Raw genomic sequence first — 25219 nt, forward strand, 5'->3', positions numbered from 1 at the left:
TAACCGTTCCAGCCGATGTCTTCCCCTAGCCGCAGAACCGCTCATTCGGTCGCCCTGACGCGACTGGCACAGATCAGTGCACTGGCGCTGGCCGCCACCCTGGTCGGCTGCCAGAGCACCCGTCAGCTCGACGATTCGGACAGCGTTCGCGCGCACAACTACCAGGCGCGGATCAAGCACAAGCCCGCGCCGCTGGTGGTCAAGCCCAAGGAAGCACCGCCCCAGGACGTCTGGGAGCGCATGCGCCAGGGCTTCGCCCTGCAGGACGGCATGGACGTCAATCCGCGCATCGAACAGCAGCGCCTATGGTTCGCCAGCAACCCCTCGTTCCTCGAGAACGCCGGTGAGCGCGGCAGCCTCTACCTGCACTACATCGTCGAGCGCCTCGAAGAACGCGACATGCCGCTGGAGCTGGCCCTGCTGCCGGCCATCGAGAGCGCCTACAACCCGATGGCCTACTCCCGCGCGCACGCCGCCGGCATGTGGCAGTTCATCCCGTCCACCGGGCGCCACTTCAAACTGCGCCAGACCAACTTCTACGACGGCCGTCGCGACGTCACCGCCTCGACCAACGCCGCGCTGGACTACCTGAACCGCCTGCACGACATGTTCAACGGCGACTGGCTGCTGGCCCTGGCGGCCTACAATGCCGGCGAAGGCACCGTTAGCCGCGCCATCGAGCGCAACGAGCGCCTGGGCCTGCCGACCGACTACTGGAACCTGCCGCTGCCGCAGGAAACCCGCGACTACGTGCCCAAGCTGCTGGCCCTGTCGCAGGTGGTCAACACCCCGGCCGCCTACGGGATCAACCTGAACCCGATCGCCAACGAACCCTATTTCGAAGCTGTCGCCATCAACGACCGCCTCGACCTGTCCCGCGTCGCGGCCTTCGCCGACATCGACGAAGACGAACTGATCCAGCTCAACCCCGCGTTCAAGAAGCGCATGACCGTGGACGGCCCGCAGCAACTGCTGGTGCCCACCGCCAAGGCGCAGCTGCTCAGCGACCGCATGTCCAACCTCAAGCCCGAGGAACTGGTCGCCCTGCAGCCGAACAAGGCCGTGTTCCAGGCCGCCCTGGCCGATGCCAAGGCGCCGGCGGCGCGCAGCTACCGGGTCAAGCGTGGCGACAACCTGGGCAGCATCGCCAAGGCCAACCGCGTCGCGGTCAAGGACATCCAGCGCTGGAACAGCCTGCGCGGCAACAGCCTCAAGGTCGGCCAGGTGCTGGCCCTGCGTGGCGGCAACGCGCCGAGCGCGGCGGCCAACCGGGTGGCCGATGCGAAGCAGCGGTCCACCCAGTACAAGGTGCGCAAGGGTGACTCGTACTATCTGGTGGCCAAGCGTTTCAACGTCGAGATGAAACACCTCAAGCGCTGGAATCCGCGCAGCGGGCATGCGCTCAAGCCGGGGCAGACGCTGACCGTCTACCTGTCGCGCTAACAACCCAATCGCGGGGCAAGTCGCAGCGGCGAACCGCCGCTCCCACGCCGATCGCGACCTGGCGTGGGAGCGGGCTTGCCCCGCGATGCTTTGAAGGCTGAAGCAAAGCCCCGCGCCCTACCCTTTTTCCATTCCAGACAAGCTGTTACTGTACCCCGAACCAAGCCCAACGCCTTCTGGATCGGATGCCGACTTGATACGTCCCCTCCTGCTGTCTCTCAGCCTGGCCTTGAGCTTCCCCGCCGTCGCGATGGTGAGCGAAAGCCACGGATACGCGCAGTTCGGCACGCTCAAGTACCCGGCCAGCTTCACCCACTTCGACTGGGTCAATCCGCAAGCCCCGAAAGGCGGCACCTTGCGGGCCATGGCCTTCGGCACCTTCGACACGCTCAACCCCTACACCTTCAAGGGCTCGAGCCCGGTCACCACGCCCAACTTCCTGCAGTACGGCATCAACGAGCTCAACGAGCCGCTGATGGTCGGCACCGGCATGTACGACCCCTCCGGCGACGAACCCACCTCCAGCTATGGCCTGATCGCCCGCTCCGTCGAGTACAGCGAGGACCGCAGCTGGGTGGTGTTCAATCTGCGCCCCGAGGCGCACTTCCACGACGGCGTGCCGATCACCGCCGCCGACGTCGCCTTCAGCTACCGTACCCTGCTCAAGGACGGCCACCCGATCTACCGCACCAACCTGCAGGAAGTGGCCCGGGTCGACATCCTCGGCCCGCTGCGCATCCGCTTCGTGTTCAAGCGCGCCGGCAACCCGCTGCTGATCCTGCGCCTGGGCGAGATGCCGGTGCTGCCCAAGCACTACTGGGAAAAGCGCGACTTCAAGGCCACCACCTTCGAGCCGCCGCTGGGCAGCGGCCCCTACCGCATCAGCGAGGTGCAACCGGGTCGGCGCCTGGTGTTCGAACGGGTAAAGGACTACTGGGGCAAGGACCTGGCCGTGAACCGCGGCAAGTACAACTTCAAGCGCGTCGAATACGAGTTCTACCGTGACGCCACCGTGGCCTTCGAAGCGTTCAAGGCAGGTGAGTTCGACATCTATATCGAGCACCAGGCGAAGAACTGGGCCAACGGCTACACCTTCCCCGCCGTGCGCCGGGGCGAGGTGATCAAGGCGCAGATCCCTCACAAGATCCCCACGCAGACCCAAGGCCTGTTCATGAACAGCCGCCGTGCCGCGTTCAGCGACCCACGGGTGCGCCAGGCGCTGGGCCTGATGCTCGACTTCGAATGGACCAACCGCGCCCTGTTCAACGGCGCCTACCGGCGCGCCACCAGCTACTACCCCAACAGCGATTTCACCGCCACAGGCCTGCCCACCGGCAAGGAATGGCTGCTGCTCAAGCCGTTCCGCGACCAGTTGCCCGAAAAGCTGTTCACCCAGCCCCATCAGGTCAGCCACACCGACGGCAGCGGCATCAGCCGCGCGGCCCTGCGCCAGGCCCTCGACCTGTTCGCCCAGGCCGGCTGGAAGCTCAACGGCCAGCGCCTGGTGAACGGCAAAGGCCAGCCGTTCCGTATGGAACTGCTGCTGGTAAACCCGAACCTCGAACGCATCCTGCAACCTTATGTCGAAAATTTGGCCAGCATCGGCATCGATGCGCGCTTGCGCACCGTCGACCGCGCCCAGTACAAACAACGGCTCGACCAGTTCGATTTCGACATGATCCTGATGACCCTGAACCAGACCCTGAGCCCGGGCCTCGAACAGTGGCTGTATTTCCATTCGAGCCAGGCCGCCACCAAGGGCAGCAAGAACTATGCTGGCGTGAAGGACCCGGTGGTCGACCACCTGCTCGACACCCTGCTCGCCGCCCGCAGCCGCGATGACCAGATCGCCGCCGCGCGCGCCCTGGACCGCGTGCTCTCATGGCAGTACTACATGATCCCCAACTGGTACCTCGACAATCACCGCCTGGCCTACCGCAACCGGTTCGCCTTCGTCACCACGCCGCCCTACACCCTCGGGCTGAACAGCTGGTGGATCAAGAAGACTTCGGAGAAAGCCAAATGACGCCGACCCTGCGCCGCCTGGCCGCCAGCCTGCTGCTGGCCTGCCTCACGCTCCCGGCCGTGGCCGCCCCGCAACACGCCCTGACCCTGTATGGCGAGGCGCCGAAATACCCGGCCACCTTCAAGCACTTCGAATACGTCAACCCCGACGCGCCCAAGGGCGGCACCTTCCGCCAGTCCAGCTTCGGCGGTTTCGACAGCCTCAACCCGTTCATCAACAAGGGCGTGCCCGCCGACAACGTCGGCAGCATCTACGACACGCTGATGCGCCAGAGCCTGGACGAGCCCTTCACCGAGTACGGCCTGGTGGCCGGCAAGATCGAAAAGGCCCCCGACAACAGCTGGGTGCGCTTCTACCTGCGCCCCGAGGCGCGTTTCCACGACGGCCAGCCGATGCGCGCCGAAGACGTGGTGTTCACCTTCAACGCCCTGATCAAGGACGGTGCGCCGCTGTACCGCCAGTACTATGCCGACGTCGCCGAAGTGGTCGCCGAAGACCCGCTGAAGGTGCTGTTCAAGTTCAAGCACAGCAACAACCGCGAGCTGCCGCTGATCCTTGGCCAGCTGCCGGTGCTGCCCAAGCACTGGTATGCAAACCGCGACTTCAACCGCGGCAACCTGGAAATCCCGCTGGGCAGTGGCCCGTACAAGGTCGCCGACGTGAAGGCCGGCCGCTCGATCCGCTACGAGCGGGTCAAGGACTACTGGGCCAAGGACCTGCCGATCAACCGCGGCTTCTACAACTTCGACGTAATGACCTTCGACTCCTACCGCGATAACACCGTCGCCCTCGAAGCCCTCAAGGCCGGCCAGTTCGACTACGCCCTGGAAGTCAGCGCGAAGAACTGGGCCACCGCCTACGACGTGCCCGCCGTGCGCGACGGCCGGCTGATCAAGGAAGAGATCCCCAACGGCAACCCGGTGGGCATGCAGGGCTTCATCTTCAACCTGCGCAAGCCGATGTTCCAGGACATCCGCGTGCGCCACGCCATCAGCCTGCTGCTGGACTTCGAGTGGACCAACAAGCAGCTGTTCAACGGCGCCTACACCCGCACCGGCAGCTACTTCGAGAACTCCGAGATGGCCGCCAGCGGCCTGCCCTCGCCCGCCGAGCTGAAGATCCTCGAACCGCTGCGCGGCAAGGTGCCCGACGAGGTGTTCAACGGCGCCTTCCGCAACCCCGTCACCGACGGCAGCGGCATGATCCGCGACCAGCAGCGCCAGGCCTACAAGCTGCTGCAGGACGCCGGCTGGAAGATCGTCGACGACAAGATGGTCGACAAGGACGGCAAGCCGCTGAGCATCGAGTTCCTGCTGACCCAGACCCAGTTCGAGCGCGTGCTGCTGCCATTCAAGCGCAACCTTGCGGACCTGGGCATCAACCTCGAGATCCGCCGCGTGGACGTGTCGCAGTACATCACCCGCCTGCGTTCGCGGGACTACGACATGATCGTCGGCGGCTTCGCGCAATCGAACTCGCCCGGCAACGAGCAGCGCGAATACTGGAACAGCGCCGCCGCCGACAACCCCGGCAGCCGCAACTTCATCGGCCTGCGCGACCCCGCCATCGACCAACTGGTGGAAGAGTTGATCAACGCCGATTCGCGCCAGAGCCTGGTCGACCACTGCCGCGCCCTGGACCGGGTGCTGCTGTGGGGCTACTACGTGATCCCCAACTGGCACATCAAGACCTCCCGCGTGGCCTACTGGAACCACATCGGCCACCCCGCCGTGTCGCCCAAGTACGACATCGGCATCGACACCTGGTGGATCAAGCCCGACGTCACGCCTGCCGTGAGCGAAGCCCCCGTCGTGGAAGAGGCCCACTGACATGCTGGCCTATATCCTGCGGCGCCTGCTGCTGATCATCCCGACCTTGTTCGGCATCCTCATCATCAACTTCATCATCGTCCAGGCCGCCCCCGGCGGCCCGGTCGAGCAGATGATCGCCAAGCTCGAAGGCTTCGACGGTGCCACCAGCCGCATCGCCGGCGGCGGCGCCGAAGTCTCGGTGGCCGGCTCCAACTACCGCGGCGCGCAAGGCCTGGACCCGGCGCTGATTGCCGAGATCGAGCGCATGTACGGCTTCGACAAGTCCGCGCCCGAGCGGCTGTGGATCATGGTCAAGAACTACGCCCAGCTGGACTTCGGCAACAGCTTCTTCCGCGATGCCAAGGTCATCGACCTGATCGCCGAGAAGATGCCCGTGTCCATTTCGCTCGGGCTATGGAGCACGCTGATCATGTACCTGGTGTCGATCCCCCTGGGGATCGCCAAGGCCGTGCGCCACGGCAGCCATTTCGACGTGTGGACCAGCTCGGCGATCATCGTCGGCTACGCCATCCCCGCGTTCCTGTTCGCCATCCTGCTGATCGTGCTGTTCGCCGGCGGCAGCTACTTCGACTGGTTCCCGTTGCGCGGGCTGACCTCCAACAACTTCGACGAGCTGTCCACCACCGGCAAGGTGCTCGACTACTTCTGGCACCTGGTGCTGCCGATCACCGCGCTGGTGATCGGCAACTTCGCCACCATGACCCTGCTGACCAAGAACAGCTTCCTCGACGAGATCAACAAGCAGTACGTGGTCACCGCCAAGGCCAAGGGCCTGAGCCGTTCGCGGGTGCTGTACGGCCACGTGTTCCGCAACGCCATGCTGCTGGTGATCGCCGGCTTCCCTTCGGCGTTCATCGGCATCTTCTTCACCGGCTCCTTGCTGATCGAGGTGATCTTCAGCCTCGACGGCCTGGGCCTGATGAGTTTCGAAGCGGCGATCAACCGCGACTACCCGGTGGTGTTCGGCACCTTGTTCATCTTCACCCTGCTCGGTCTTGTGGTGAAGCTGATCGGCGACCTCACCTACACCCTGGTCGATCCACGCATCGACTTCGCCAGCCGGGAGCACTGACATGGCCCTCTCTCCCCTCAATCGCCGGCGCTTCGAGCGCTTCAAGGCCAACCGCCGCGGCTGGTGGTCGCTGTGGATCTTCCTGGTGCTGTTCGTGCTGAGCCTGGGCGCCGAGTTCATTGCCAACGACAAGCCGATTGCCGTGCGCTACGACGGCGAATGGTACTTCCCCGCCTTCAAGCGCTACCCGGAGACCACCTTCGGCGGCGAGTTCCCGCTGGAGGCCAACTACAAGAGCCCGTACATCCGCGAGCTACTTGAGAAGAAAGACGCCTTCGTGCTGTGGGCGCCGATCCCCTACAGCTACCAGAGCATCAACTACGACCTGAAGGTACCAGCCCCCGCGCCGCCCTCCACCGACAACCTGCTGGGCACCGACGACCAGGGCCGCGACGTGCTGGCCCGGGTGATCTATGGCTTCCGTATCTCGGTGCTGTTCGCCCTGACGCTGACCATCGCCAGCTCCATCGTCGGCGTGATCGCCGGCGCCTTGCAGGGCTTCTACGGCGGCTGGGTCGACCTGGCCGGCCAGCGCTTCCTGGAGATCTGGTCCGGCCTGCCGGTGCTGTACCTGCTGATCATCCTTGCCAGCTTCGTGCAGCCCAACTTCTGGTGGTTGCTGGGCATCATGCTGCTGTTCTCATGGATGAGCCTGGTGGACGTGGTGCGCGCCGAGTTCCTCCGTGGGCGCAACCTCGAATACGTGCGCGCCGCCCGCGCGCTGGGCATGCGCAACGGCCCGATCATGTTCCGGCATATCCTGCCCAACGCCATGATCTCGACCATGACCTTCATGCCGTTCATCCTCACCGGCGCCATCGGCACCCTCACCGCCCTGGACTTCTTAGGCTTCGGCCTGCCTGCCGGCTCGCCGTCGCTGGGCGAGTTGGTGGCCCAGGGCAAGTCCAACCTGCAAGCCCCGTGGCTGGGCATCAGCGCCTTCGCCGTGCTGGCGGTGATGCTGAGCCTGCTGGTATTCATCGGCGAATCCGCCCGCGACGCCTTCGACCCGAGGAAATGACATGAGCCAAGACACCCTGATCGAAGTCCGCGACCTGGCGGTGGAGTTCGTCACTGGCGAGCAGGTCAACCGCGTGGTCGACGGCATCAGCTTCGACATCCGCAAGGGCGAGACCCTGGCCCTGGTTGGCGAAAGCGGCTCGGGCAAGTCGGTGACCGCGCATTCGATCTTGCGCCTGCTGCCCTACCCGCTGGCCCGGCATCCGAGCGGCACCATCCAGTACGGCGGCAAGGACCTGCTGCACCTGGGCGAGAAGCCCATGCAGCGGATTCGCGGCAACCGCATTGCGATGATCTTCCAGGAGCCGATGACCTCGCTGAACCCGCTGCACAGCATCGAGAAGCAGATCAACGAGATCCTGTTGCTGCACAAGGGGCTGACCGGCAAGGCCGCCACGGCGCGCACGCTGGAGCTGCTGGAGCTGGTGGGTATTCCCGAGCCGAAGAAGCGCCTGAAAGCCCTGCCCCATGAGCTGTCCGGTGGCCAGCGCCAGCGGGTGATGATTGCCATGGCCCTGGCCAACGAGCCCGAACTGCTGATCGCCGACGAGCCCACCACGGCGCTCGACGTGACCGTGCAGTTGAAGATTCTCGACCTGCTCAAGGAGCTGCAGGCACGCCTCGGCATGGCCCTGCTGCTGATCAGCCACGACCTCAACCTGGTGCGCCGTATCGCCCACCGCGTGTGCGTGATGCAGTGCGGCAAGATCGTCGAGCAGGCCGATTGCGCCACGCTGTTCAGCAAGCCGCAGCATCCGTATACGCAGATGCTGATCAATGCCGAGCCCAGCGGCGCGCCTGCCGCGAATGCCGAAGGGGCGCCGTTGCTGGAGGTCAAGGATCTGAAGGTGTGGTTCCCGATCAAGAAGGGGCTGCTGCGCCGGACCATGGACCATGTGAAGGCCGTGGATGGGGTGAACTTCAGCCTGCCCCAGGGGCAGACGCTGGGGATCGTTGGCGAGAGTGGGTCGGGCAAGTCCACCTTGGGGTTGGCCATCTTGCGGTTGATTTCCAGCCAGGGTGGCATTCGCTTCCATGGGCAGAATCTTGAGGGGCTGAACCAGAAGGCCGTGCGGCCGCTGCGGCGGGAAATGCAGGTAGTGTTTCAGGATCCCTTTGGCAGCCTGAGCCCGCGCATGTGCGTGGCGGATATCGTTGGCGAGGGGTTACGGATTCACAAGATCGGCACGCCGGCTGAGCAGGAAGCGGCGATTATTGCAGCGTTGGAGGAAGTGGGGCTGGATCCTCGGACGCGGCATCGGTATCCCCATGAGTTTTCTGGGGGGCAGCGGCAGCGGATTGCGATTGCTCGGGCATTGGTGTTGAAGCCTGCTTTGATTTTGCTGGATGAGCCGACCTCGGCGCTGGATCGGACGGTGCAGCGACAGGTGGTTGAGCTTTTGCGGAATTTGCAGGTTAAGTACAACCTGACTTATCTGTTTATCAGTCATGACCTGGCGGTGGTCAAGGCGTTGAGTCATCAGTTGATGGTGATCAAGCATGGGCAGGTGGTGGAACAGGGGGATGCGGGGGCTATATTTCATGAGCCGAAGCATGGGTATACGAGGCAGTTGTTGGCAGCAGCCTTTTTAGATACCACACCTATCACCTAAACTACATAATCAGATAGCAATAAAACTATGGAAACACTGAAAGCCACCCAAAAATCACCCCACACCAAGGATCGAAACCGATAGAGTTCTTCTGCCTATTCATTACTCCACCAAGAACCAAGGTAAAATTTATGGCGATAGGGAAATGTTTGCTAACTGGCGCCACAGGAACTTTTGTAAAATCCCATCTCACTCCACAGGCCTTTACAGCCCCGACCACTCCGGGGGGCTTATTCATAACAGCAGGAGAGCGCACCCGCCCAATTCGTACATTTACGAGCTGGTACGATAAAAAGATAGTCACCCGAAAGGGTGAAGATATTTTAGCAGACCTGGATAGCTACGCAGTAAACACCTTACGAAATAAAAAATTAGTCTGGAGCGGCTGGCATAAAGAAGACCATCTCGACCAGCACTTGCACGACATGTTCAGCGACACCCACGGAATAAGAAAAATCACTTTCGAAGACGCAAATAAAATTCGACTATTTTTCTTATCTCTTCTCTGGAGGTGGGGAGTTTCAACGCTTCCAGCAGCACGAGAGGTTAAACTATCAATAGATCAACTGCATCAGTTGCGCGATATGATCCTTACGTCAAATGCTGGTGACCCAGGCTATTTCCCTATCACACTGGTTCAAATTTCAACTCGCGGCGAGACGCAAAATATGTCTCCCATCCTGACTGAAAAACAAATATATCACCACCAGTCAGATACAGACAAATCAGTCCCCTTCTATAGATTTTACTTTGACGGATTAATCGCACACTTCGATATGCCATCGGACGTTTCCGGGCTCGGCGACCTTGTGTTAGGGGCAGGAAAAGATCTTGTTTTCCCTACCGTGGCATACGAAGCTTCTTTTCAGTCCCAGAACCTCACATACCTAAAACAAGATGTAGAGCATGAATTCCCTGACACCCTACGCAAACTACTAAAGGCTTCTACTAAAACCTAGCTAATCTAGCTACTAGCAAAGATTTCATAGAAACCCGGCAATCCAAGGCCTCAATTCATAACGAATCATCAAATCTGAAATTCACTTCGCCCTCCAGCAAGACCTAGGGACGAGAAAAATTCAGATTTAGCCTATTTCTTGTAGTCCATTTCCCAAAGATACTCCGACCTCCTATTTCCCGTTGCGATCGCTCCGCCAGCGCTCTAGTCTCGGCAGGTCGCTGCATATCAGCGATCGGCTTTGACAGGCCGCGACGCGACACCTGCACTGCTTGCCCTCTATGGCGGCTGTGCATGGGGCACGCTTGCGTGCGCCGGTTTTTGTGTCCGCCGGTCTGTCAACCTATGCATAGCTGCCACCTTCCTGTTTGACAGCAGTCCGGTAGCGGCCCCATCAAAGGGCACAAAACCATGCTGAAGATAGTTCCCGATCCACCCCACAACCACCACTCCCTCGAAGACACCATCATCCAGGCCACGGAGTACGCCCTGTGCGCGCAGACCGTGGCGCATCAGGCTGTTCTGCTGCATCCCAAGTCGCCCGTGTCGATCCTGGTCATGGCCGCGATGCATAAAATGGAGGCGCTGCGAGTGCTGCTCGAGTCGGCGTTGATTCAGGTGCAGATGCCGCAGGTGGAGCCTCGGACGTTGCATTAAGGCGTTAGCCATAGGTTGCCTGGGCTGGCCTCATCGCCGGCAAGCCGGCTCCCACAGGGGATCGGCGTGGCTGCGCGGCAGATGCTGTGTAGCTGATTGCTGGACTACCTGCTTGCCCAGGCACCGATCATTTCAGGGAGATTGAGCCATGAGCACAGACGACACCACGCCCCACACCACGGTGGGCAAGACCAAGTTCTACCAGGGTGAAGGGCATACCGACCCGCTGTTCTGCATCGAGCCCGGCATCTCTTGCCAGCACGCACGGGAACAGGCTTCGGAGTTGATGGGCTGCGTGTGCGACCTGACCATCACCGGGATCATGGAGGACAAGCCTCAACGGCAGAAGCGCCACCCCATGGCTGTTTGGGAAAGCACTGACACACCGAGTCACGCTATCGGGCAGCTGCACAGTTTGCCCTGCCACTATAATCAGTTTTCTTGTTCGGCCCGGCACAGTAAAAACAATGGAACTCCCCCATGAAAGGAAACCCCTTAAGCCGATTGGTGTACATAGCTATCTTGGTTCTCCTCGCAGTAGGTGCACTTTTCACTGCACACAAATACCCAGCATTGCATGACACTGACGTCAACACCTTGGGCTTCCTGGGATTCTGGTTAACGCTGTACGGCTTGATTGTTGCCATATGCGAAATTGTACGCAATGGCTCAGTGGCTCATCAAATGGCTCGCGTTGCCGAGGCTTCACACAATAGGCTCAAGCGTCAAATGGAACATCATGAAGTCCAAGCCTGCATTGAAATAATAAATTCCGCACTGAGCGACCTGTATAACAAGAAAGCCGTTTCGGTCATTTTTATCACCCGGATCAAACAAGGCTACATCTCGTCATTCTCAAAAGCCGGGATACCTGATCGTTACCGAGAAAATCTGAACATCCTGAATAGCTACGAGCATCTGGTGCAATCCCGAGTGCTCAAGACCAAAACCAATCCCAACTATGCGGGAAGCCAGTATCCCAAACCCAACCCCGGGGCGCCCGACAATCCCTATAGACTGACCATAGACACACTGAAACGAATGCAAGATGACCTGCTGATGCATTCGGCTTCAAAAAATGAATACATAGGTGACCCTGCATGATTCCATCTCACTTCGAACGTTTTATGCAATTCGTCCTGACCCACACTCAAAATGGCGACTTGCAATGGGGCATTGGCGAGGGTGGTAGCTTCGTTGCTTCTCACGAAGAAATCACCTTGATCATCTCCTCTGATTACGACCCAGACCGCGATATCAACACATTTTGGTTCCGTCTGAATGGCAGTACACGCTCTACGCCATTTTCAGTCTCTGAAAAGGAACAGGGATATGGGCTTATGAAGAGTATTTTTGAAGAAGTCACTGCAAACGCGAACGATGTCAAAAGCGATATGGAGAAGTTCATGGCCGGGTTCAGTCGTGGAGCTTGAGGCATAGCTCGCCATGCCTCGTTTTATTTCGATCTCAGTTGATCGCGGGGCAAGCCCGCTCACACCAGATACCTGACCTGGACACCCTGCGCTTTCAGGTCTCAACCTCCATCAACCCCGGCGTGGGCTTGCTGAACCCTGCCGTCAGCCACATCAGGTACAACCCGCCACACACCAGCCAAGCCACCCCGGCCAGTATCACCACCGTGCTCAACAGCGACAGCAGATACAGGTTCACCCCAATCGCCAGCAGCGGAAACACCACGAACCCCACCCCACTCAACCGCTGCTTGCGCCGCTCACGCAGGTAGTACGCAATTACGCAGACATTCACCGCGGCAAACGCCAGGAACGCGCCGAAGTTGATCAGCGAAGCGGCCGAGCTCACATCCGCGCCGATCCCGATCAATCCCAGCCCGGCAATCAGCAGCAGGTTGAACACCGGCGTGCGCGCCCTGCCCTGCAGCTTGGCGAAATAACGCGGCGGCAGCACGCCTTCGCGGCCCATGAAGTACAGCAAGCGGCTGGCGCTGACCTGCACCGCCAGGCACGAGGCGAAGCCGGCGACGATGCCGCCGAGGTTGACGAAGTCGGCGAAGAACTGCCCACCCACCTCGATCGACAGCGCGTAGGTCGCGGTCTGCGGGTCGGCGAACTGGCCGCCGGGGTGGCTCAGTTGCATCAGGTAGGCCACCGCCGTGAACAGCAGCCCGCCCACGCTGATCACCAGCAGCACCGCCCGGGGGATGTCGCGCTTGGGCTGCTCGGCCTCCTCGGCCAGGGTGGTCACGGCGTCGAACCCGAGGAACGAATAGGCGGCGATGGCGGCGGCGGCGGTGAGGCCGGTCAAGGTGCTGTGTTCGTTCCATACGGGGTGGGTGAAGCCGACCTGGGGCTGGCCGGCCACATAGCGCAGGCAGTAGCCAATGAACAGCAGCACCAGGGCCACGCTGAAGACCGTGAGCACTTTGTTCAAACGGTCGGTCAGGGTCATGCCGCTGACGGTCACCGCCGTGGTCAGGCCGATGTTGATCAGCAGCCAGCCCCAGGTGGGCACCTGCGGGAACTGGGCGTTGAGGAACACCGACTGCAGCAGCCAGGCGACCATGGGCATGAACAGGTAGGCCAGCAGCACCGCCCAGCCGACCACGAAGCCGCAGCCGGGGCCGAGCAGGCGCTTGGCGTAGTAGTAGGCCGAGCCGGACACCGGGAACAGGCGTGACAGCTTGGCGTAGCTCAGGGCCGACAGCAGCATGGCGCCGGTGGCCAGCAGGAAGGCGCTGGGGGCGATGCCGTCGCTGCGTTCGGAGATCACGCCGAAGATCACCATGGCCAGGCTCGGGCACATGTAGGCCAGGCCGAAGACGGTCAGGGAAGTCAGGGAGAGTTTTGCGGGGGTGGCGTCAGGCATGGGTGGCCTCCTGGCGCGCAGGGGCGATGCCACGGGCCGGGCCGTGAGCGAAATGAGCCATGGGTCATCCTCTTGTGATTGTTCTAGGAAATTGCCAAGCCGGTCTGCAGCACGCTAAGCAGGTGCAGCAGGTGCAGGTGCAGGAAATACAGCGTGGGAGCGGGCTTGCCCCGCGATGCAGGTGGTGGATGGCACCGGCCTTGCCGGTGATCGCGGGGCAAGCCCGCTCCCACGCTACGACCGCGAAGTCCGCTCCCACGCTGCGACCACGAAGCCCGCTCTCACGCGGCTTCCAGGTGGTAACGCGCAAGGAAGCTGCCAGCCCAGTATGCGGATCCCCGTGCGGATTCCTATAACGTCGAAGGATTAACCTGGGGGTAATGGCGCGGGGGAATCACGGCGCCGGTTGCAGGCTGGCGAGGTCTTCACCGGCCAGGAACAGCAGCGAAAAAAGCTCGCTCTGGGAGTTCACGTCCAGCTTGCGGTACACGTTGCGTCGATGGACCTTCACCGTCTCGGCCGACAGCTTGAGCTTGATGGCCGTCTCCTTGTTCGAATGCCCCGACAGGATCAGCCGCACCACGTCCAGCTCCCGCGCCGTCAGCACCGACTCCAGCTGCCGTCGTGCTTCGTCACGCCCCTGGGCCAGGCCCAGCGCGGGCTTGGCCGGAGCGCGCTCGGGCAGTTGCTCGAAGTGCAAGCGCTGGCGCAGCAGGCCGATCAGCCAGGGGCGTACCAGCTCCAGCTGGGCGATGGCCTGGGCGTCGAAACGTGAGCGCCCGCCCAGCGACAGGCACAGCGTGCGCCCATCGCCCAGGGCCAGGTTGAACTGCACCTCGTCGGCGACTACGTTGTGGGTGAAGTACAGGCGGTAGTAGTCGGTCTGCTGGAACTGCTCCGGGGCCACGTCGGCCAGGCGCACCAGGCCGGTCAGCGGCCGCTCGCGGCTGCTGATGTAGAACGGGTCGAGCAGGTACAGGCCGTTGGCGTACACGCTCACCAGCGGGTCGATGCCCTCGCGCTCGTAAGGGCTCTGGTCGAAGATCAACGGCTTGTCGTGGCTGAACAGCAGCGCTACCCAGGTATCCACCTCGACGAAGTCGCCGAGCAGCGTGGCCAGTGTGCGCCAGAAGCTCGGCCGGTCGAGGTGCTCGATGCATTGGCCCACACCCTGGTGCCACGAAAGATCCTGCAGGCTCAAGCTCATGCCCTACCCCCGGGTTAACCCGTCGAAGTGATTGTTTTGCCAGTGATTGTTTTCATACTTGCACCACCCTTCGCAAATGTCACTCGCCCGCGGAAGGGTCGGGCCCAGCGAGACGGATTGCCCATGAAGATCGAAGTGATACAGACGACAACCCGCGACGGCGACACCGCCCACAACCTGCGCGGCATCCTCGAGGCCCTGGCCCAGTGCGCGCCGGACACCGATATCCTGCTGTTCCCCGAGTCGCACCTGACCGGTTTCCTCACCGCGGACGATGTCGGCATGCTGTCCGAAGCCATCGACGGCGATGCCGTGCAGGCAGTGGTCGCGGCGGCGCGCCGGCACAATGTCGCGGTGGTGCTGGGGCTGTACGAGAACGACGGCGGCACGTTCTACAACACCACCTTGTTCATCGCCCCTGAAGGCATCCTGCTCACCTACCGCAAGACCCACCTGTGGTTGCCGGAGCACGGCATCGTGGTACCTGGCGACCGTTTCGCCACCGTCGAATGGCGCGGCGTGCGCCTGGGCCTGTTGATCTGCTACGACAGCGAATTCCCCGAGACGGCACGGGCACTGAAGGCCCTGGGCGCGCAGTTGATGCTGATCACCGATGGCCTGGCCGAACCGGAGGATCATGTGCACCGGGTGTCGGTGATGGCCCGGGCGATGGAGAACCAGGTGTTCGCCGTGGTCGCCAACCGCGTGGGCGATGGGCCGGATGGTTGCGTGTTCGTGGGGGCGAGCCTGGCGGTGGACCCGTATGGCCGGACGTTGTTCGAGGCCGGGCGTGGCGAGTCGCGGCATAGCGTGACCCTGGACCTGTCGCTGATCGGCAAGGCCCGTGCCTTCCATGACTACAGCGCCAACCAGCGTATCCAGTTGCCAGGGGAACGGATTAAGCATGCCAGTGGCGTATGGGAGCTGGTTATCGATTAAAGGCAAACACTACAGGAACAGAGGATTTCGGATAAAGCTGCCGTAGCCAGAATGAGGCTATCGGCAGCACAGGCACCCACTGACCCGCGGCTGATCAGGATCGTTTCCGAGAAACGAGACCATCACCTCCATCCCCGCTCGCGGAGGCGTGACCGCACAACACCAATCGGAAGCCACCGCCAGCCAGCAACAGCTCTTATCGTCAAACCTGTCCTCAGGATCCCAGGGAAATTTGACCTGAATCCGGGCAAGGCGCCGATCACACCGGCTCTCGTCATCCTCCACGGCAATGACCACGGCGGTCTGGTTCTCCACCACCCGTGGTTTGGCATGAACCAGGGGCGGGCGATACAGCACGCCCCACGGCAGCACCGCCTGACCATCGGCAAACACCAGCACATGGCCTTGGGCACTGTGCTGGAAGTGAAAACGGATGCCCTCCTCTTCACACAAGCGCTGGACGAAGTGCAGATCCGTTTCGCCATATTGGGTGCAATAGTCGCGCTCGGGGTAGCTCGCACTCAGCTCGAAGCGATAGGCGTCTCCCACGATCCCATGCTCTTCCAATATCAAGGCGACGATCCTGGGCACCGAGAACTGTTGAAAGATCCGCTGGTTGATGCGGTGACGCAGGTAGGACAAATGCGGCACCAGGGTCAACCTGTAACGCGCCGAACACGGGGCCTGCCCCATCGGTGCGATGTGGTAGATCCGCCCATGGATGCCATTGCCGTTCATGTCGAAGCTGAAGAACGCCTCGTGGTCGAGGAAGCGTTCAAGGTTCAGGTCAGGCCATTCGCTGGCCAGTTCCACGTTGAAAAAGAAAGGCCTGTTGGCCACCGCTTCCCCGGTGTAGCCGAGCACCTGGAAATCGTGCTCCACACCTTCGATCGTCAAGTTCAAGTGTGTCTTATGGGCTGGGCTGAACATCCGCTGTTCTCCTCCGGCTCAAGATGAAATCAGGTGCGCAAGACCATCGCCCGCCTCGGCTGGGCAGCCGGATACCGCGAGACGATGGTGTTCGCTGGTGCTTGAAGCAATCGGCCGCAGGCAACCTTGGTCAACGCGCTGTCCGGGACTCCCTTGCACCGGGCAGCGGGCGACACGTCAATTCAGGTCAAACGCCACTCTTCACCTTGGTCCAGACCCGTGTGCGGATCCGCTCCAGTTTCAACGGCAGCGGCTCGAGCGGGATCAACGTGGCAACCGTCTTCTTGTCGGGGTAGATCCACGGGTTGTCCCGCAGCGCCTGTTCGACGAACTGGGTGGCGTCCTTGTTGGCGTTGGGGTACAGGGTGTGGTTCGAGGTCTTGGCGATCACTTCCGGGCGCATCATGTAGTTGATGAACGCCATGCCGGCCTTGGGATGAGGCGCATCCTTGAGCAGCACCAGGTTTTCCGACCACACCAGCGCGCCTTCGCGCGGCAGGCTGTAGTTGATCCTGCGCCCGGTGTTGTTCTTCTCGTTGAGGGCCTGCGCGGCCAGGGCGCCGTTGGCCCAGCCGACCACCGCGCAGATATTGCCGTCGGCCATGTCGGTGTCGATGCGCGACGAGTCGAAATACAGCACGTACGGGCGGATCTTCATCAGCAGGTCTTGCGCCTTCTGGTAATCCGCCGGGTTGCTGCTGTTGCTGGGCAGGCCCAGGTAGTTCAGGGCAATCGAGATGATCTCGCTGGGCGAGTCGAGCATCGCCACGCCGCAGGATTTGAGCTTGCTGATGTTCTCTTCCTTGAAGATCAGGTCCCAGCTGTCCACCGGCGCCTGGTCGCCCAACGCGGCCTTGACCTTGTCGATGTCATAGCCGATACCGGTGGTGCCCCACAGGTAGGGCACCGCGTAGCGATTACCGGGGTCGTTGACCGCCAGCTGAGCAAGGATATCGGGGTCGATATGCGACAGGTTGCCCAGTTGCGCGCGGTCCAGCGGCTGCAGCACGCCCGCCGCGATCAGGCTGGGCAGCACGTTGGAGGTCGCCACCACCACGTCATACCCGGTGCGCCCGGCCATGACCTTGCTCTGCATGATGTCGGCGCTGTCGAACGCGTCCATGTGCACGCGGGTGCCGGTTTCCTGCTCGAACGCCTTGGGCGTCTCCGGCGCGAGCAGCCCGAACCAGTTGTACAGGTGCATCCCAGGCTCGGCGGCCAGCACCGAGGTGCTGATCCCCGCGCAGAGCAGCGAGGCCGAAAAAAGGGTTCGCAAACGTGACCTTCTCATGCAACATCCTTATCGAATCGATGTATCTTCACGGCCATCCTAGGCCCAGTGAGCGACTATACCGGGCAGGACCGGATAGTAAATACCTCGGAATACTTACCTCTGACCCGCGAATGCCTAACCCAAAAGGGGTAGATAATGCCGTTCGACCTGCAAAGCCTGGCCTGGCACCGATCGATCGGCAAGCTGATCATGCAGCTGGACCGTCCGGCGTTCTGGAGTTCGCTGGTTCGGGTGTTGAACGAGTACGTGCAGATCGACAACTGGGTGGTGCTGATCTTCGCCAGCCAGCAAGTGGAAGTGGTGAGCCTGCCCGAGGTGGCGGATGCCGAAGAGGTCAACGCGTTCATTCATCGTTATGTGAAGGGGCTCTACCTGCTGGACCCGTTCTACATCGCCAACCGGGAAAACCCGCAGAGCGGTTTCTTCCACCTGCTGGATATCGCGCCGGAGTACTTTCTCGAAACCGAGTACTACCATCAGTATTTCGCACACTACATCTCGGCCGATGAGGCGCAGTACAACGTTCAACTCGACGCTGACCGCACGCTGTGCATCTCCATTGGCAGCAAGGCGCGCTTCAGCCAGGAGCAAATCACCATCCTCGACCTCATCAAGCCCTGGGTGACGGCCTTGATGCACCAGCGCATGGCCTTCGAGGTAGACGTCGAGAAGGACCTTGCCGAGACCCCGCCCTGGCAGGAAACACTGACCCAGCTGGGCGCGCAGATCACCACCCGTGAAAGCGATGTGCTCAGGCTACTGCTGAGCGGTTTCTCCAACAAAGAGATTGCCGGGAAGCTTTCACTCTCGGCGGAAACGGTGAAAGTGCACCGCCGGAACATTTACGCCAAGTTGAACATCAAGTCACAGTCGGAATTGTTTGCTCGCTTCTTTGTGCCGAAACCGGATGTTTTCTGTTCAAGCTGAAGTCAGGCTTTCAGACTGGCACTGGTTAGTGTCCCTCGGGTGCTTTGCAGCAACAACAAGGCAAACACCGCACAGCCCAACAAAGGCCATCCCAGAAACACCATGAACCACGGCGACCCTGGAAACCAGCACATGATCGCCAGGTTCGCCACGGTTCCACAGCCCAGCCCCGCCCAGGCCGAGCCGATCCACTCCGGCGCCCGGGTGCTACGCAAAAAATGCCGGTACAGCTTTATCCCCGTGTTCACGCCGAAAAGACCTATGACCACCACGATGGCCAAGCCGACGCGACTCAGCTGATAGTCCCAAGGGTCATTGAACCCGTTATAGATCATCCCCGGGAGCAGGATCACGGCGAACATGGCCCAGTAACCTGTCACCAGTACCACGGGAAGCACCAGGACCAACCCCAGTAGCCGAATGGCCAGTTTTCGGATTAAGGAAGGGGTATCGCTCATATCGACTGTCCTTGTCATTCGAGAATCAACGGCACGCAGCCTCATGGCTGGGCGGCGCACGCTACCACAGCCGGCCTTTGGGCACGAGCGCTTGCTGAACCCTGCGCCGAACACAGGCTGTCGATGACCAGCGCCGCCAGCCCGATGATGCACAGCAAACCGACCCCATAACTCACCGTCCGCCACGGCTGGATACCCGCCAGGTAAGTCACCGTATGCGACACCCTGGCCACGGTGAATACCCCGCTCAGCCATGCCGTCATGACAGCAGGCGCCTCCAGCACGACCGCCAGGCCGCCCAGTGCGAGGAACATCGGGATGTTCTCCAGATCGTTGCGCCAGGCCTGCATGGCCCGCGTGACCTGCGGCAGTTCCACAGGGCAAGCCGAGCGTTTGAACACTGCCGCATCCTCGCTGTTGGTGAAGGCCAGGAAGCGCAGGCGGAAGTAGCCCTGGTAGCAGGAAATCGCCAGCATCTTGAAGCACAGCACCACTACGCAGCAGATAGACCGCCAGGGCGGCGCTCATGCCCCGCGCTTCTGCGCAAAGCCCTTGACCACGATGTACAGCAGCGGCCCCAGGGAGACGAAAATCGCCGTCAGCAACAGATAGGGCAAGACCCCGAGCAACGAGCCGCCTCGCTGGCGCTGGTCGCTGACCATCCACACACAGCCCAGCCCGGCCATCACATACAGGTCGATAACGACTTGAGCTGTATCCGGCCGGGACATCAGGTCTAGGCCAAAGGCGATGAGCGACTGATCCGCAATCATCAGGGCCCAACCGGTGTACAAGGTAAACAGCAGCAACACTGGCAGCGCGATCCATCGTGCGTTCATTGTCCGATTCCTACAGGAGCGATGTTGCCGTCACGGTAGTGATAGAGTCGTCCCCGCCTCAATGACCTCACAGGTCATGGACGCATCAGCCAAGGACAGCCAGAGTCGCAGCATGAGCCCTTCTCCCTTTCACCCCACGCAAACACCTGCCATCACCGATGCCGGAGAACACCTGCGCCGCCTACGCCGCCAGGCCGGGCTCAGCCAGCTCGACCTCGCGCTGTTGGCCGGCCTGTCGCAACGCCACCTGAGCTGCGTGGAAACCGGCCGAGCCAAGGCCAGCCCCAGTACCCTGCATGCCCTCCTCAGCGCGCTGGATGTACCACTCGAGCACTGCAACGAAGTATTCCTCGCGGCAGGTTACGCACCGCGCTACATGGCCTCTGCACCGGACGCCCCAGCCATGAAGATGGTGCATGACGCAGTGGAGCACATCCTGCAGGCCAACAACCCCGCACCGGCCATCGTCATCGCCAGCAACTGGGACATCACTGCGGCCAATGCCAGTGCCGGGTTGCTGTTCGCCATGGCCGGGGTAGCGACAACCAGCACATCGGAACTCAACCTGCTGGACACACTGCTGCGCCCGGGCGGACTGGGAGATCATCTGATCAATGCCGATGAGATACGGGCGATCGCCTGGCAGCGTGCGGCCAGGGAGGCGGTGGGCAATCCTGACCTGGCGCGGCGGCTGCAAGGCTTGCCCGCCCCGCCCACATTGGCAGCAGGCACGCCGCAATCACCTGTGGTGTTGACGCGAGTGCGGACTGCCGAAGGTGAATTGAGGTTTCTGTCCACCTTCACTACCTTCGGCATGCCACAGGACATCACGGTGGCTTCACTGCGCATCGAACACCTGGTGCCGGCCGACGGCACCACGTGGCGAACAATGACGACGGCCTATGATCAATGGCTGGCTCAGCATCACCCACGATAAAACCGATAATGATCGAGCCGCAACATCCGGCCGAACTACAAGGACTCAGGCCTGTGCAGCCTGCCCCGCCACCGCTCCGCCATCCAGCACCATGCCCTCGCGCATCCGCTGCGCATCCCGGCTGAAACACCGCGAGGCCGCCAGCAGGAACACCATGGTCAGCAACAGGGCCACGGGGATCAGGTACATCGCGTCATGCAGCCCCTGGGCCTTGAACGCCTCGCTCATCGCCACCTCGCCCGCCGCCGCCATGGCCGCTCCGGCAAAGTGGTCCGACAGTCCACCGACCACCACCGGCCCCAGGCCACCACCCAGCAGGTACAACCCGGCGAAGAACAGCGCCATGGCCGTAGCCCGCAGGCGCGGCTGCACCACGTCCTGGATGGCGGTGTACACGCAGGTGTAGAAGTTGTACGAGAACAACCAGCCGACACCGAACACCGCCACGAACACCCCCAGTTCGATACGCCCGGCATGTAGCGCCCAGGCGGTGCACAAGGTGGCCGCCAGCATGCTCAGCGCGGCGAACACCAGACGGCCGTTGGCAAAGCGCTGGTGCACCTTGTCGGCCACCCAGCCGCCAAGGGTCAGCCCCACCAGGCCGCTCAGGCCGACGATCATCCCGGTGGCCACCGCGGCGTCGTGCAGCGCCAGCGCGAAGTAGCGCTGCAGCATCGGCACCATGAACGAGTTGCAGGCATACGAGGCGAAGTTGAAGGTCAGCCCCGCCAGCACCAGCCAGGCGAAGGTGGGCACGCTCAACACCCGGCGCAGGGGGCGGTCCAGCGGGGCCTGGGCGGTGGCCACTGTCTCCGCGGCGCCGCGCGCGGGCTCGCGGATCATGAAGATGAACAGCGCCAGCAGCACACCGGGCACGGCGGCGATGAAGAACGGCGCGCGCCAGCTGTCGAAGGCCTGGACCATCGCACCGATGGTGAAGAATGCCAGCAACAGGCCCAGCGGCAGGCCGAGCATGAAGATGCCCATCGCCCGCGCCCGCCGTCCGGCGGGGAACAGGTCGCCGATCAGCGAGTTGGCCGCCGGCGCGTAGCTGGCCTCGCCGATACCTACGCCCATGCGCACCAGCAGGAAGCTCCAGAAACTGCCGACCATGCCGTTGACCGCCGTCAGCCCGCTCCACGCCAGCAGGCCCCAGCCCATCAGCCGGCTGCGCGAGCCGGTGTCGGCGATGCGCGCCAGCGGCAGGCCGGCGATGGCATAGACCAGGGTGAAGGCGGTGCCGATGATGCCGATCTGGAAGTCGCTCAGGTGCCACTCCAGGCGGATCGGCTCGATGACGATGGCGGGGATGGTGCGGTCGAAGAAGTTGAACAGGTTGGCCAGGAACAGCAGGAACAGAATGCGCCAGGCGTTGGACGCTTGGATGGCGGTGGGCATAGTCGGGTCCCTCGTTATCGTTGTTCGGGGTTCCAGCACGCCCTGCGCAAACTAGAGGGAGATGGCAAAGCACGTCTGCCAACATTGATCGCGTTGATAGCGGACGATAGCCAAACCTTTCACTGCGACCACTGCACATCCCTACACTGACGTTCACAGTATGCCGATGGCCTGGTTGCCGTCGCGGGTGCCGTTGAGGGTCAACCGCTCAGAACACCACCGACCGGCGATGCTCGGCCGTCGCCACTACCCGCCCACGCTTTAGCACCGCCAATCGCGCCGGCAGGTCGAGGATCACATCGCTGACGCGCTGGGTATCCACCAGTACTAGATCCGCATCCTTGCCCACGGCCAGGCCATGGTCGCGCAAGCCCAAGGCCCTGGCCGGGTTGGTCGTGAGCATCGACAACACCGTGGCCTGGTCGTCCGCCCCGCCGAGGTGACAGGCGGGGATGGCCAGTTGCGCGATGTTCAGCAGGTCGCCCGTGCCATAAGGGGTGAAGGCGTTGCGAATATTGTTGGTGGCCAGGCACACGTTCACCCCGCCATCGCGCAAGGCTCGCACCGGTGTCAGGGTGCGGCGCACGTTGTGGCTGTCGCCACGGGCGCCCAGGTGCAGGTCGGTGGCCGGCAGGCACATCACGCTGATACCGGCCTCGCGCAGCAGCGCGACGATACGCGCCCGCCGCTCGGACTCGACGGCCGCGAGGCTGGTGAGGTGGCCGACGCACACCCGCCCCTGGTAACCCTCGGCGAGGGTCCGACGGGCCACGTATTCGATGGTCATCTGCTCGGCGTCATCGGCGAAATCCTGATGCAGGTCGATGTCCTTGTCGTAGCGCCTGGCCAGGTCGAAGACGAAGTCAATGTGCTCGTGGGGCGATACGTCGTTGTAGGGAATGCCACCGACCACATCGGCGCCCTTCTCCATCGCCTCGACCATCATCGCCTTCATGCCGGGCAACTTGAGGATGCCTTCCTGGGGAAAGGCGACCACCTGGATATCAATGACATCGCGCAATGTTTCCCGCAGATCCAGCACCACATCCAGGCCCGTGAAACCCTGGGCGGGGTCGAACTCGGCATGGGCACGGACATGGGTGGTGCCGGCCTGCACCAGCGCGCGCAACACCTGGGTCGAACGCTCGCGGATGTCTTCGCGGGTGAGCGTGGGCTTGAGCTCGGCGGTGACGGCGATCGCTTCCTTCAAGGTGCCGGAGCGGTTGGCCTTGCGTTGCATGACGTTGGCTTTTTCCAGGTGCAGGTGGCCTTCGACGAAGCCTGGGATCAGGACATTGCCATTGCCTTGAATTTCCTGGTTTGCCGTTGCGGTGATCATCGGGGCGATTTCAGTGATCTTGCCGTTGTGCACGGCCACATCCATCAAGGGTTTTGCATCGTCGATGCGGACATTTCTGAAGATCAGGTCCATGCCGTCGGTCCTCGTAATCGATCCTTACGGTCGACACCCTGTACTCGCGATGTCGGACAACGCGGAGGATGGCACCGGCTTTGCCGGTGTTCGCGGGGCAAGCCCGCTCCTACAGGGGGCCAATAGCGGCCCGGCCACCCTGAGGCGACCGGGCCATTTCCCTACGAGCGAATCAGAACGGCTTGGTCGGCAGGTACTTGCCATCCAAGGTGATCACGGCGCGGGAACCGCCTTCCGGATCATCGACCTTCTTTACGTCCAGCTTGAAGTTGATGGCGCTGATGATACCGTCGCCGAACTTCTCGTGGACCAGCGCCTTGAGCGTGGTGCCGTACACCTGGAGCATCTCGTAGAAGCGATAGATCGTCGGGTCGGTCGGCACGCCGCCTTCGATACTGCCGCGCAGTGGGATGGTCTGCAGAAGTGCGATGCCGTCGGCGTCCAGACCGAGCTTGTCACCCACCACCTGGGCAGCGCTGGCCGGCAGCGGGTGCTGGCCCAGCAGCGCGGCGGTGACGAAAGCTTCGGACAGGCCGGTGCCGTCGGTGATCTGGGCGAACGACAGGTCCTTGCGGGCCTTGGCCAGTAGGATGACCTCGCTCAGGGCAAGACGGGCGTTCTGGCTGATTTGCGACTGGATCATGGGAGTATCTCCTTGGGTTGAAAAAGGTTCAGGCAACGTGTCGGGAAGCGTGGGAAACAGCGCGGACTCCTGGGTTGTCCGCCAGGGATACGAACTGGCCGGTGCGCCCGTCGAAGGCGTCGATACGACCGCTCTCGATGTCGTAGATCCAGCCATGCAGGGCCACGCGGCCCTCTTCCAGGGCCAGGCGCACCGAGGGGTGGGTCTGGATGTTGGCCAACTGGGCGATCACGTTCTCGCGCACCATGGCCTCGACCTTGGCGTGAGGGGTTTGATGCGGGCGGGCTTCGTTGACCACACGGGCGGAGTCGGCGTAGCGCAACCAGCCGGCCACGGCGGGCATGTGGTCCAGGCACTTGCAGGTGGCGATGGCGGTCATGGCACCGCAGTCGGAGTGGCCGCAGATGACGATATCGGCCACTTGCAGGGCGGCGACTGCATATTCAACCGAGGCCGACACCCCGCCGGGTTCAGGGCCATAAGACGGCACGATGTTGCCGGCGTTGCGGATGACGAACAGGTCGCCGGGTTCGCGCTGGGTGACCAGTTCGGGCACCAGGCGGCTGTCGGAGCAGGAGATGAACAGCGCCCGTGGGCTTTGCTGGGTGGCCAGGTCCTTGAACAGCTTGACCCGCTCGGGGAAGGCGTCGCGCTGGAACTTCAGGAAGCCGTCGATGATGTCTTGCATGGCTGATGCCTCAGTGTCGCGGTGTGTGAGGCAAAGGTTAGGCTTAGCGTTACATAAGGTAA

The 25219-nt window shown here is 62.2% G+C and carries 23 protein-coding genes and 2 pseudogenes; 14 read left to right on the plus strand and 11 right to left on the minus strand.

Annotated features, from left to right (window positions below; translation table 11 throughout):
* Positions 1-15 precede the first annotated feature (15 nt).
* From HU735_RS19995 to HU735_RS20045, 11 genes and pseudogenes are all read left to right on the plus strand, one after another.
* Positions 16-1443 (plus strand): lytic transglycosylase domain-containing protein, encoded by a 1428-nt coding sequence (locus HU735_RS19995; RefSeq protein ID WP_186714911.1) that lies wholly within the window; start codon positions 16-18, stop codon positions 1441-1443.
* A gap of 193 nt (positions 1444-1636) precedes the next feature.
* Positions 1637-3469 carry an extracellular solute-binding protein gene (locus HU735_RS20000; protein ID WP_202888871.1) on the plus strand — a complete coding sequence of 611 codons (1833 nt, stop codon included), beginning with the start codon at positions 1637-1639 and terminating at the stop codon, positions 3467-3469.
* Positions 3466-5298: an extracellular solute-binding protein gene (locus tag HU735_RS20005; protein WP_186714912.1), complete on the plus strand. Its 1833-nt coding sequence runs from the start codon at positions 3466-3468 to the stop codon at positions 5296-5298. Before HU735_RS20000 ends, HU735_RS20005 begins: the two co-directional genes overlap by 4 nt.
* 1 nt (position 5299) lies before the next feature.
* Positions 5300-6373 (plus strand): microcin C ABC transporter permease YejB, encoded by a 1074-nt coding sequence (locus HU735_RS20010; protein WP_011534684.1) that lies wholly within the window; start codon positions 5300-5302, stop codon positions 6371-6373.
* A 1-nt stretch (position 6374) separates the two neighbouring features.
* Positions 6375-7394, plus strand: coding sequence for an ABC transporter permease (locus tag HU735_RS20015; RefSeq protein ID WP_028690523.1), 1020 nt, complete (start codon positions 6375-6377; stop codon positions 7392-7394).
* 1 nt (position 7395) lies between these two features.
* A complete protein-coding gene (locus tag HU735_RS20020; protein ID WP_186714913.1) occupies positions 7396-9006 on the plus strand; it encodes an ABC transporter ATP-binding protein in 1611 nt (536 codons plus the stop codon).
* Between the two features lie 131 nt (positions 9007-9137).
* Positions 9138-9965, plus strand: a complete 828-nt coding sequence (locus HU735_RS20025; RefSeq protein ID WP_186714914.1) for a hypothetical protein — start codon at positions 9138-9140, stop codon at positions 9963-9965.
* 410 nt (positions 9966-10375) lie between these two features.
* On the plus strand, positions 10376-10621 hold the full coding sequence (locus HU735_RS20030) for a hypothetical protein (protein ID WP_186714915.1): 246 nt from the start codon (positions 10376-10378) through the stop codon (positions 10619-10621).
* A 148-nt stretch (positions 10622-10769) separates the two neighbouring features.
* Positions 10770-10961, plus strand: a pseudogene (locus HU735_RS20035) (DUF3077 domain-containing protein); the annotation flags it as partial.
* A gap of 140 nt (positions 10962-11101) precedes the next feature.
* Positions 11102-11725, plus strand: a complete 624-nt coding sequence (locus tag HU735_RS20040; RefSeq protein WP_186714916.1) for a hypothetical protein — start codon at positions 11102-11104, stop codon at positions 11723-11725.
* Positions 11722-12054 (plus strand): hypothetical protein, encoded by a 333-nt coding sequence (locus tag HU735_RS20045; protein WP_050704964.1) that lies wholly within the window; start codon positions 11722-11724, stop codon positions 12052-12054. The genes HU735_RS20040 and HU735_RS20045 overlap by 4 nt, the downstream gene beginning before the upstream one ends.
* A gap of 94 nt (positions 12055-12148) precedes the next feature.
* Here the strand turns inward: HU735_RS20045 and HU735_RS20050 are convergent, their stop codons facing one another.
* A complete protein-coding gene (locus HU735_RS20050) occupies positions 12149-13465 on the minus strand; it encodes an APC family permease (protein ID WP_186714917.1) in 1317 nt (438 codons plus the stop codon).
* 394 nt (positions 13466-13859) lie between these two features.
* Positions 13860-14672 carry a LuxR C-terminal-related transcriptional regulator gene (locus tag HU735_RS20055; RefSeq protein ID WP_096048302.1) on the minus strand — a complete coding sequence of 271 codons (813 nt, stop codon included), beginning with the start codon at positions 14670-14672 and terminating at the stop codon, positions 13860-13862.
* Between the two features lie 123 nt (positions 14673-14795).
* On the opposite strand from HU735_RS20055, the gene HU735_RS20060 reads away from it, so the two are divergent.
* Positions 14796-15611: a carbon-nitrogen hydrolase family protein gene (locus tag HU735_RS20060; protein WP_186714918.1), complete on the plus strand. Its 816-nt coding sequence runs from the start codon at positions 14796-14798 to the stop codon at positions 15609-15611.
* Between the two features lie 57 nt (positions 15612-15668).
* Here HU735_RS20060 and HU735_RS20065 read toward each other — a convergent pair whose 3' ends face one another.
* Together HU735_RS20065 and HU735_RS20070 are read right to left on the minus strand one after the other, a co-directional pair.
* Positions 15669-16541 carry a contractile injection system protein, VgrG/Pvc8 family gene (locus HU735_RS20065; RefSeq protein WP_186714919.1) on the minus strand — a complete coding sequence of 291 codons (873 nt, stop codon included), beginning with the start codon at positions 16539-16541 and terminating at the stop codon, positions 15669-15671.
* A gap of 187 nt (positions 16542-16728) precedes the next feature.
* Positions 16729-17832, minus strand: coding sequence for a polyamine ABC transporter substrate-binding protein (locus HU735_RS20070; RefSeq protein WP_186714920.1), 1104 nt, complete (start codon positions 17830-17832; stop codon positions 16729-16731).
* A 138-nt stretch (positions 17833-17970) separates the two neighbouring features.
* On the opposite strand from HU735_RS20070, the gene HU735_RS20075 reads away from it, so the two are divergent.
* On the plus strand, positions 17971-18762 hold the full coding sequence (locus HU735_RS20075) for a response regulator transcription factor (RefSeq protein WP_186714921.1): 792 nt from the start codon (positions 17971-17973) through the stop codon (positions 18760-18762).
* 2 nt (positions 18763-18764) lie between these two features.
* Here the strand turns inward: HU735_RS20075 and HU735_RS20080 are convergent, their stop codons facing one another.
* The 3 genes and pseudogenes from HU735_RS20080 to HU735_RS20090 form a co-directional block, all read right to left on the minus strand.
* Positions 18765-19220: a hypothetical protein gene (locus tag HU735_RS20080; protein ID WP_186714922.1), complete on the minus strand. Its 456-nt coding sequence runs from the start codon at positions 19218-19220 to the stop codon at positions 18765-18767.
* Between the two features lie 41 nt (positions 19221-19261).
* Positions 19262-19748 (minus strand): annotated as a pseudogene (locus tag HU735_RS20085) (MAPEG family protein).
* Positions 19745-20059, minus strand: a complete 315-nt coding sequence (locus tag HU735_RS20090; protein ID WP_186714924.1) for a DUF2834 domain-containing protein — start codon at positions 20057-20059, stop codon at positions 19745-19747. The pseudogene HU735_RS20085 and the gene HU735_RS20090 overlap by 4 nt, the downstream one beginning before the upstream one ends.
* Positions 20060-20171: 112 nt before the next feature.
* Here HU735_RS20090 and HU735_RS20095 point away from each other — a divergent pair, with 112 nt between their 5' ends.
* Positions 20172-20996 carry a helix-turn-helix domain-containing protein gene (locus tag HU735_RS20095; RefSeq protein WP_238349860.1) on the plus strand — a complete coding sequence of 275 codons (825 nt, stop codon included), beginning with the start codon at positions 20172-20174 and terminating at the stop codon, positions 20994-20996.
* Positions 20997-21041: 45 nt separating this feature from the next.
* Here HU735_RS20095 and HU735_RS20100 read toward each other — a convergent pair whose 3' ends face one another.
* The 4 genes from HU735_RS20100 to HU735_RS20115 form a co-directional block, all read right to left on the minus strand.
* Positions 21042-22394 carry an MFS transporter gene (locus tag HU735_RS20100; protein WP_186714926.1) on the minus strand — a complete coding sequence of 451 codons (1353 nt, stop codon included), beginning with the start codon at positions 22392-22394 and terminating at the stop codon, positions 21042-21044.
* Between the two features lie 208 nt (positions 22395-22602).
* On the minus strand, positions 22603-23826 hold the full coding sequence (locus tag HU735_RS20105) for an amidohydrolase family protein (protein WP_186714927.1): 1224 nt from the start codon (positions 23824-23826) through the stop codon (positions 22603-22605).
* A 172-nt stretch (positions 23827-23998) separates the two neighbouring features.
* Positions 23999-24469, minus strand: coding sequence for a cyanase (gene cynS, locus HU735_RS20110; protein ID WP_186714928.1), 471 nt, complete (start codon positions 24467-24469; stop codon positions 23999-24001).
* 28 nt (positions 24470-24497) lie between these two features.
* Positions 24498-25157, minus strand: a complete 660-nt coding sequence (locus HU735_RS20115; RefSeq protein WP_186714929.1) for a carbonic anhydrase — start codon at positions 25155-25157, stop codon at positions 24498-24500.
* Between the last annotated feature and the right edge of the window lie 62 nt (positions 25158-25219).

The organism is Pseudomonas sp. BW16M2 (assembly GCF_014268865.1).
Lineage (GTDB): Bacteria > Pseudomonadota > Gammaproteobacteria > Pseudomonadales > Pseudomonadaceae > Aquipseudomonas > Aquipseudomonas peradeniyensis.

Excerpts from the sequence above, each read along its gene's own strand:
- HU735_RS20030 (WP_186714915.1), top strand. The coding sequence starts at position 10,376 with ATGCTGAAGATAGTTCCCGATCCACCCCACAACCACCACTCCCTCGAA.
- HU735_RS20065 (WP_186714919.1), bottom strand. The coding sequence starts at position 16,541 with ATGTTCAGCCCAGCCCATAAGACACACTTGAACTTGACGATCGAAGGT.
- HU735_RS20060 (WP_186714918.1), top strand. The coding sequence starts at position 14,796 with ATGAAGATCGAAGTGATACAGACGACAACCCGCGACGGCGACACCGCC.
- HU735_RS20070 (WP_186714920.1), bottom strand. The coding sequence starts at position 17,832 with ATGAGAAGGTCACGTTTGCGAACCCTTTTTTCGGCCTCGCTGCTCTGC.
- HU735_RS20100 (WP_186714926.1), bottom strand. The coding sequence starts at position 22,394 with ATGCCCACCGCCATCCAAGCGTCCAACGCCTGGCGCATTCTGTTCCTG.
- HU735_RS20090 (WP_186714924.1), bottom strand. The coding sequence starts at position 20,059 with ATGAACGCACGATGGATCGCGCTGCCAGTGTTGCTGCTGTTTACCTTG.
- cynS (WP_186714928.1), bottom strand. The coding sequence starts at position 24,469 with ATGATCCAGTCGCAAATCAGCCAGAACGCCCGTCTTGCCCTGAGCGAG.
- HU735_RS20115 (WP_186714929.1), bottom strand. The coding sequence starts at position 25,157 with ATGCAAGACATCATCGACGGCTTCCTGAAGTTCCAGCGCGACGCCTTC.
- HU735_RS20080 (WP_186714922.1), bottom strand. The coding sequence starts at position 19,220 with ATGAGCGATACCCCTTCCTTAATCCGAAAACTGGCCATTCGGCTACTG.
- HU735_RS20005 (WP_186714912.1), top strand. The coding sequence starts at position 3,466 with ATGACGCCGACCCTGCGCCGCCTGGCCGCCAGCCTGCTGCTGGCCTGC.
- HU735_RS20010 (WP_011534684.1), top strand. The coding sequence starts at position 5,300 with ATGCTGGCCTATATCCTGCGGCGCCTGCTGCTGATCATCCCGACCTTG.
- HU735_RS20015 (WP_028690523.1), top strand. The coding sequence starts at position 6,375 with ATGGCCCTCTCTCCCCTCAATCGCCGGCGCTTCGAGCGCTTCAAGGCC.
- HU735_RS20105 (WP_186714927.1), bottom strand. The coding sequence starts at position 23,826 with ATGGACCTGATCTTCAGAAATGTCCGCATCGACGATGCAAAACCCTTG.
- HU735_RS20075 (WP_186714921.1), top strand. The coding sequence starts at position 17,971 with ATGCCGTTCGACCTGCAAAGCCTGGCCTGGCACCGATCGATCGGCAAG.
- HU735_RS20045 (WP_050704964.1), top strand. The coding sequence starts at position 11,722 with ATGATTCCATCTCACTTCGAACGTTTTATGCAATTCGTCCTGACCCAC.
- HU735_RS20025 (WP_186714914.1), top strand. The coding sequence starts at position 9,138 with ATGGCGATAGGGAAATGTTTGCTAACTGGCGCCACAGGAACTTTTGTA.
- HU735_RS20055 (WP_096048302.1), bottom strand. The coding sequence starts at position 14,672 with ATGAGCTTGAGCCTGCAGGATCTTTCGTGGCACCAGGGTGTGGGCCAA.
- HU735_RS20050 (WP_186714917.1), bottom strand. The coding sequence starts at position 13,465 with ATGCCTGACGCCACCCCCGCAAAACTCTCCCTGACTTCCCTGACCGTC.
- HU735_RS20040 (WP_186714916.1), top strand. The coding sequence starts at position 11,102 with ATGAAAGGAAACCCCTTAAGCCGATTGGTGTACATAGCTATCTTGGTT.
- HU735_RS20020 (WP_186714913.1), top strand. The coding sequence starts at position 7,396 with ATGAGCCAAGACACCCTGATCGAAGTCCGCGACCTGGCGGTGGAGTTC.
- HU735_RS20095 (WP_238349860.1), top strand. The coding sequence starts at position 20,172 with ATGAGCCCTTCTCCCTTTCACCCCACGCAAACACCTGCCATCACCGAT.
- HU735_RS19995 (WP_186714911.1), top strand. The coding sequence starts at position 16 with ATGTCTTCCCCTAGCCGCAGAACCGCTCATTCGGTCGCCCTGACGCGA.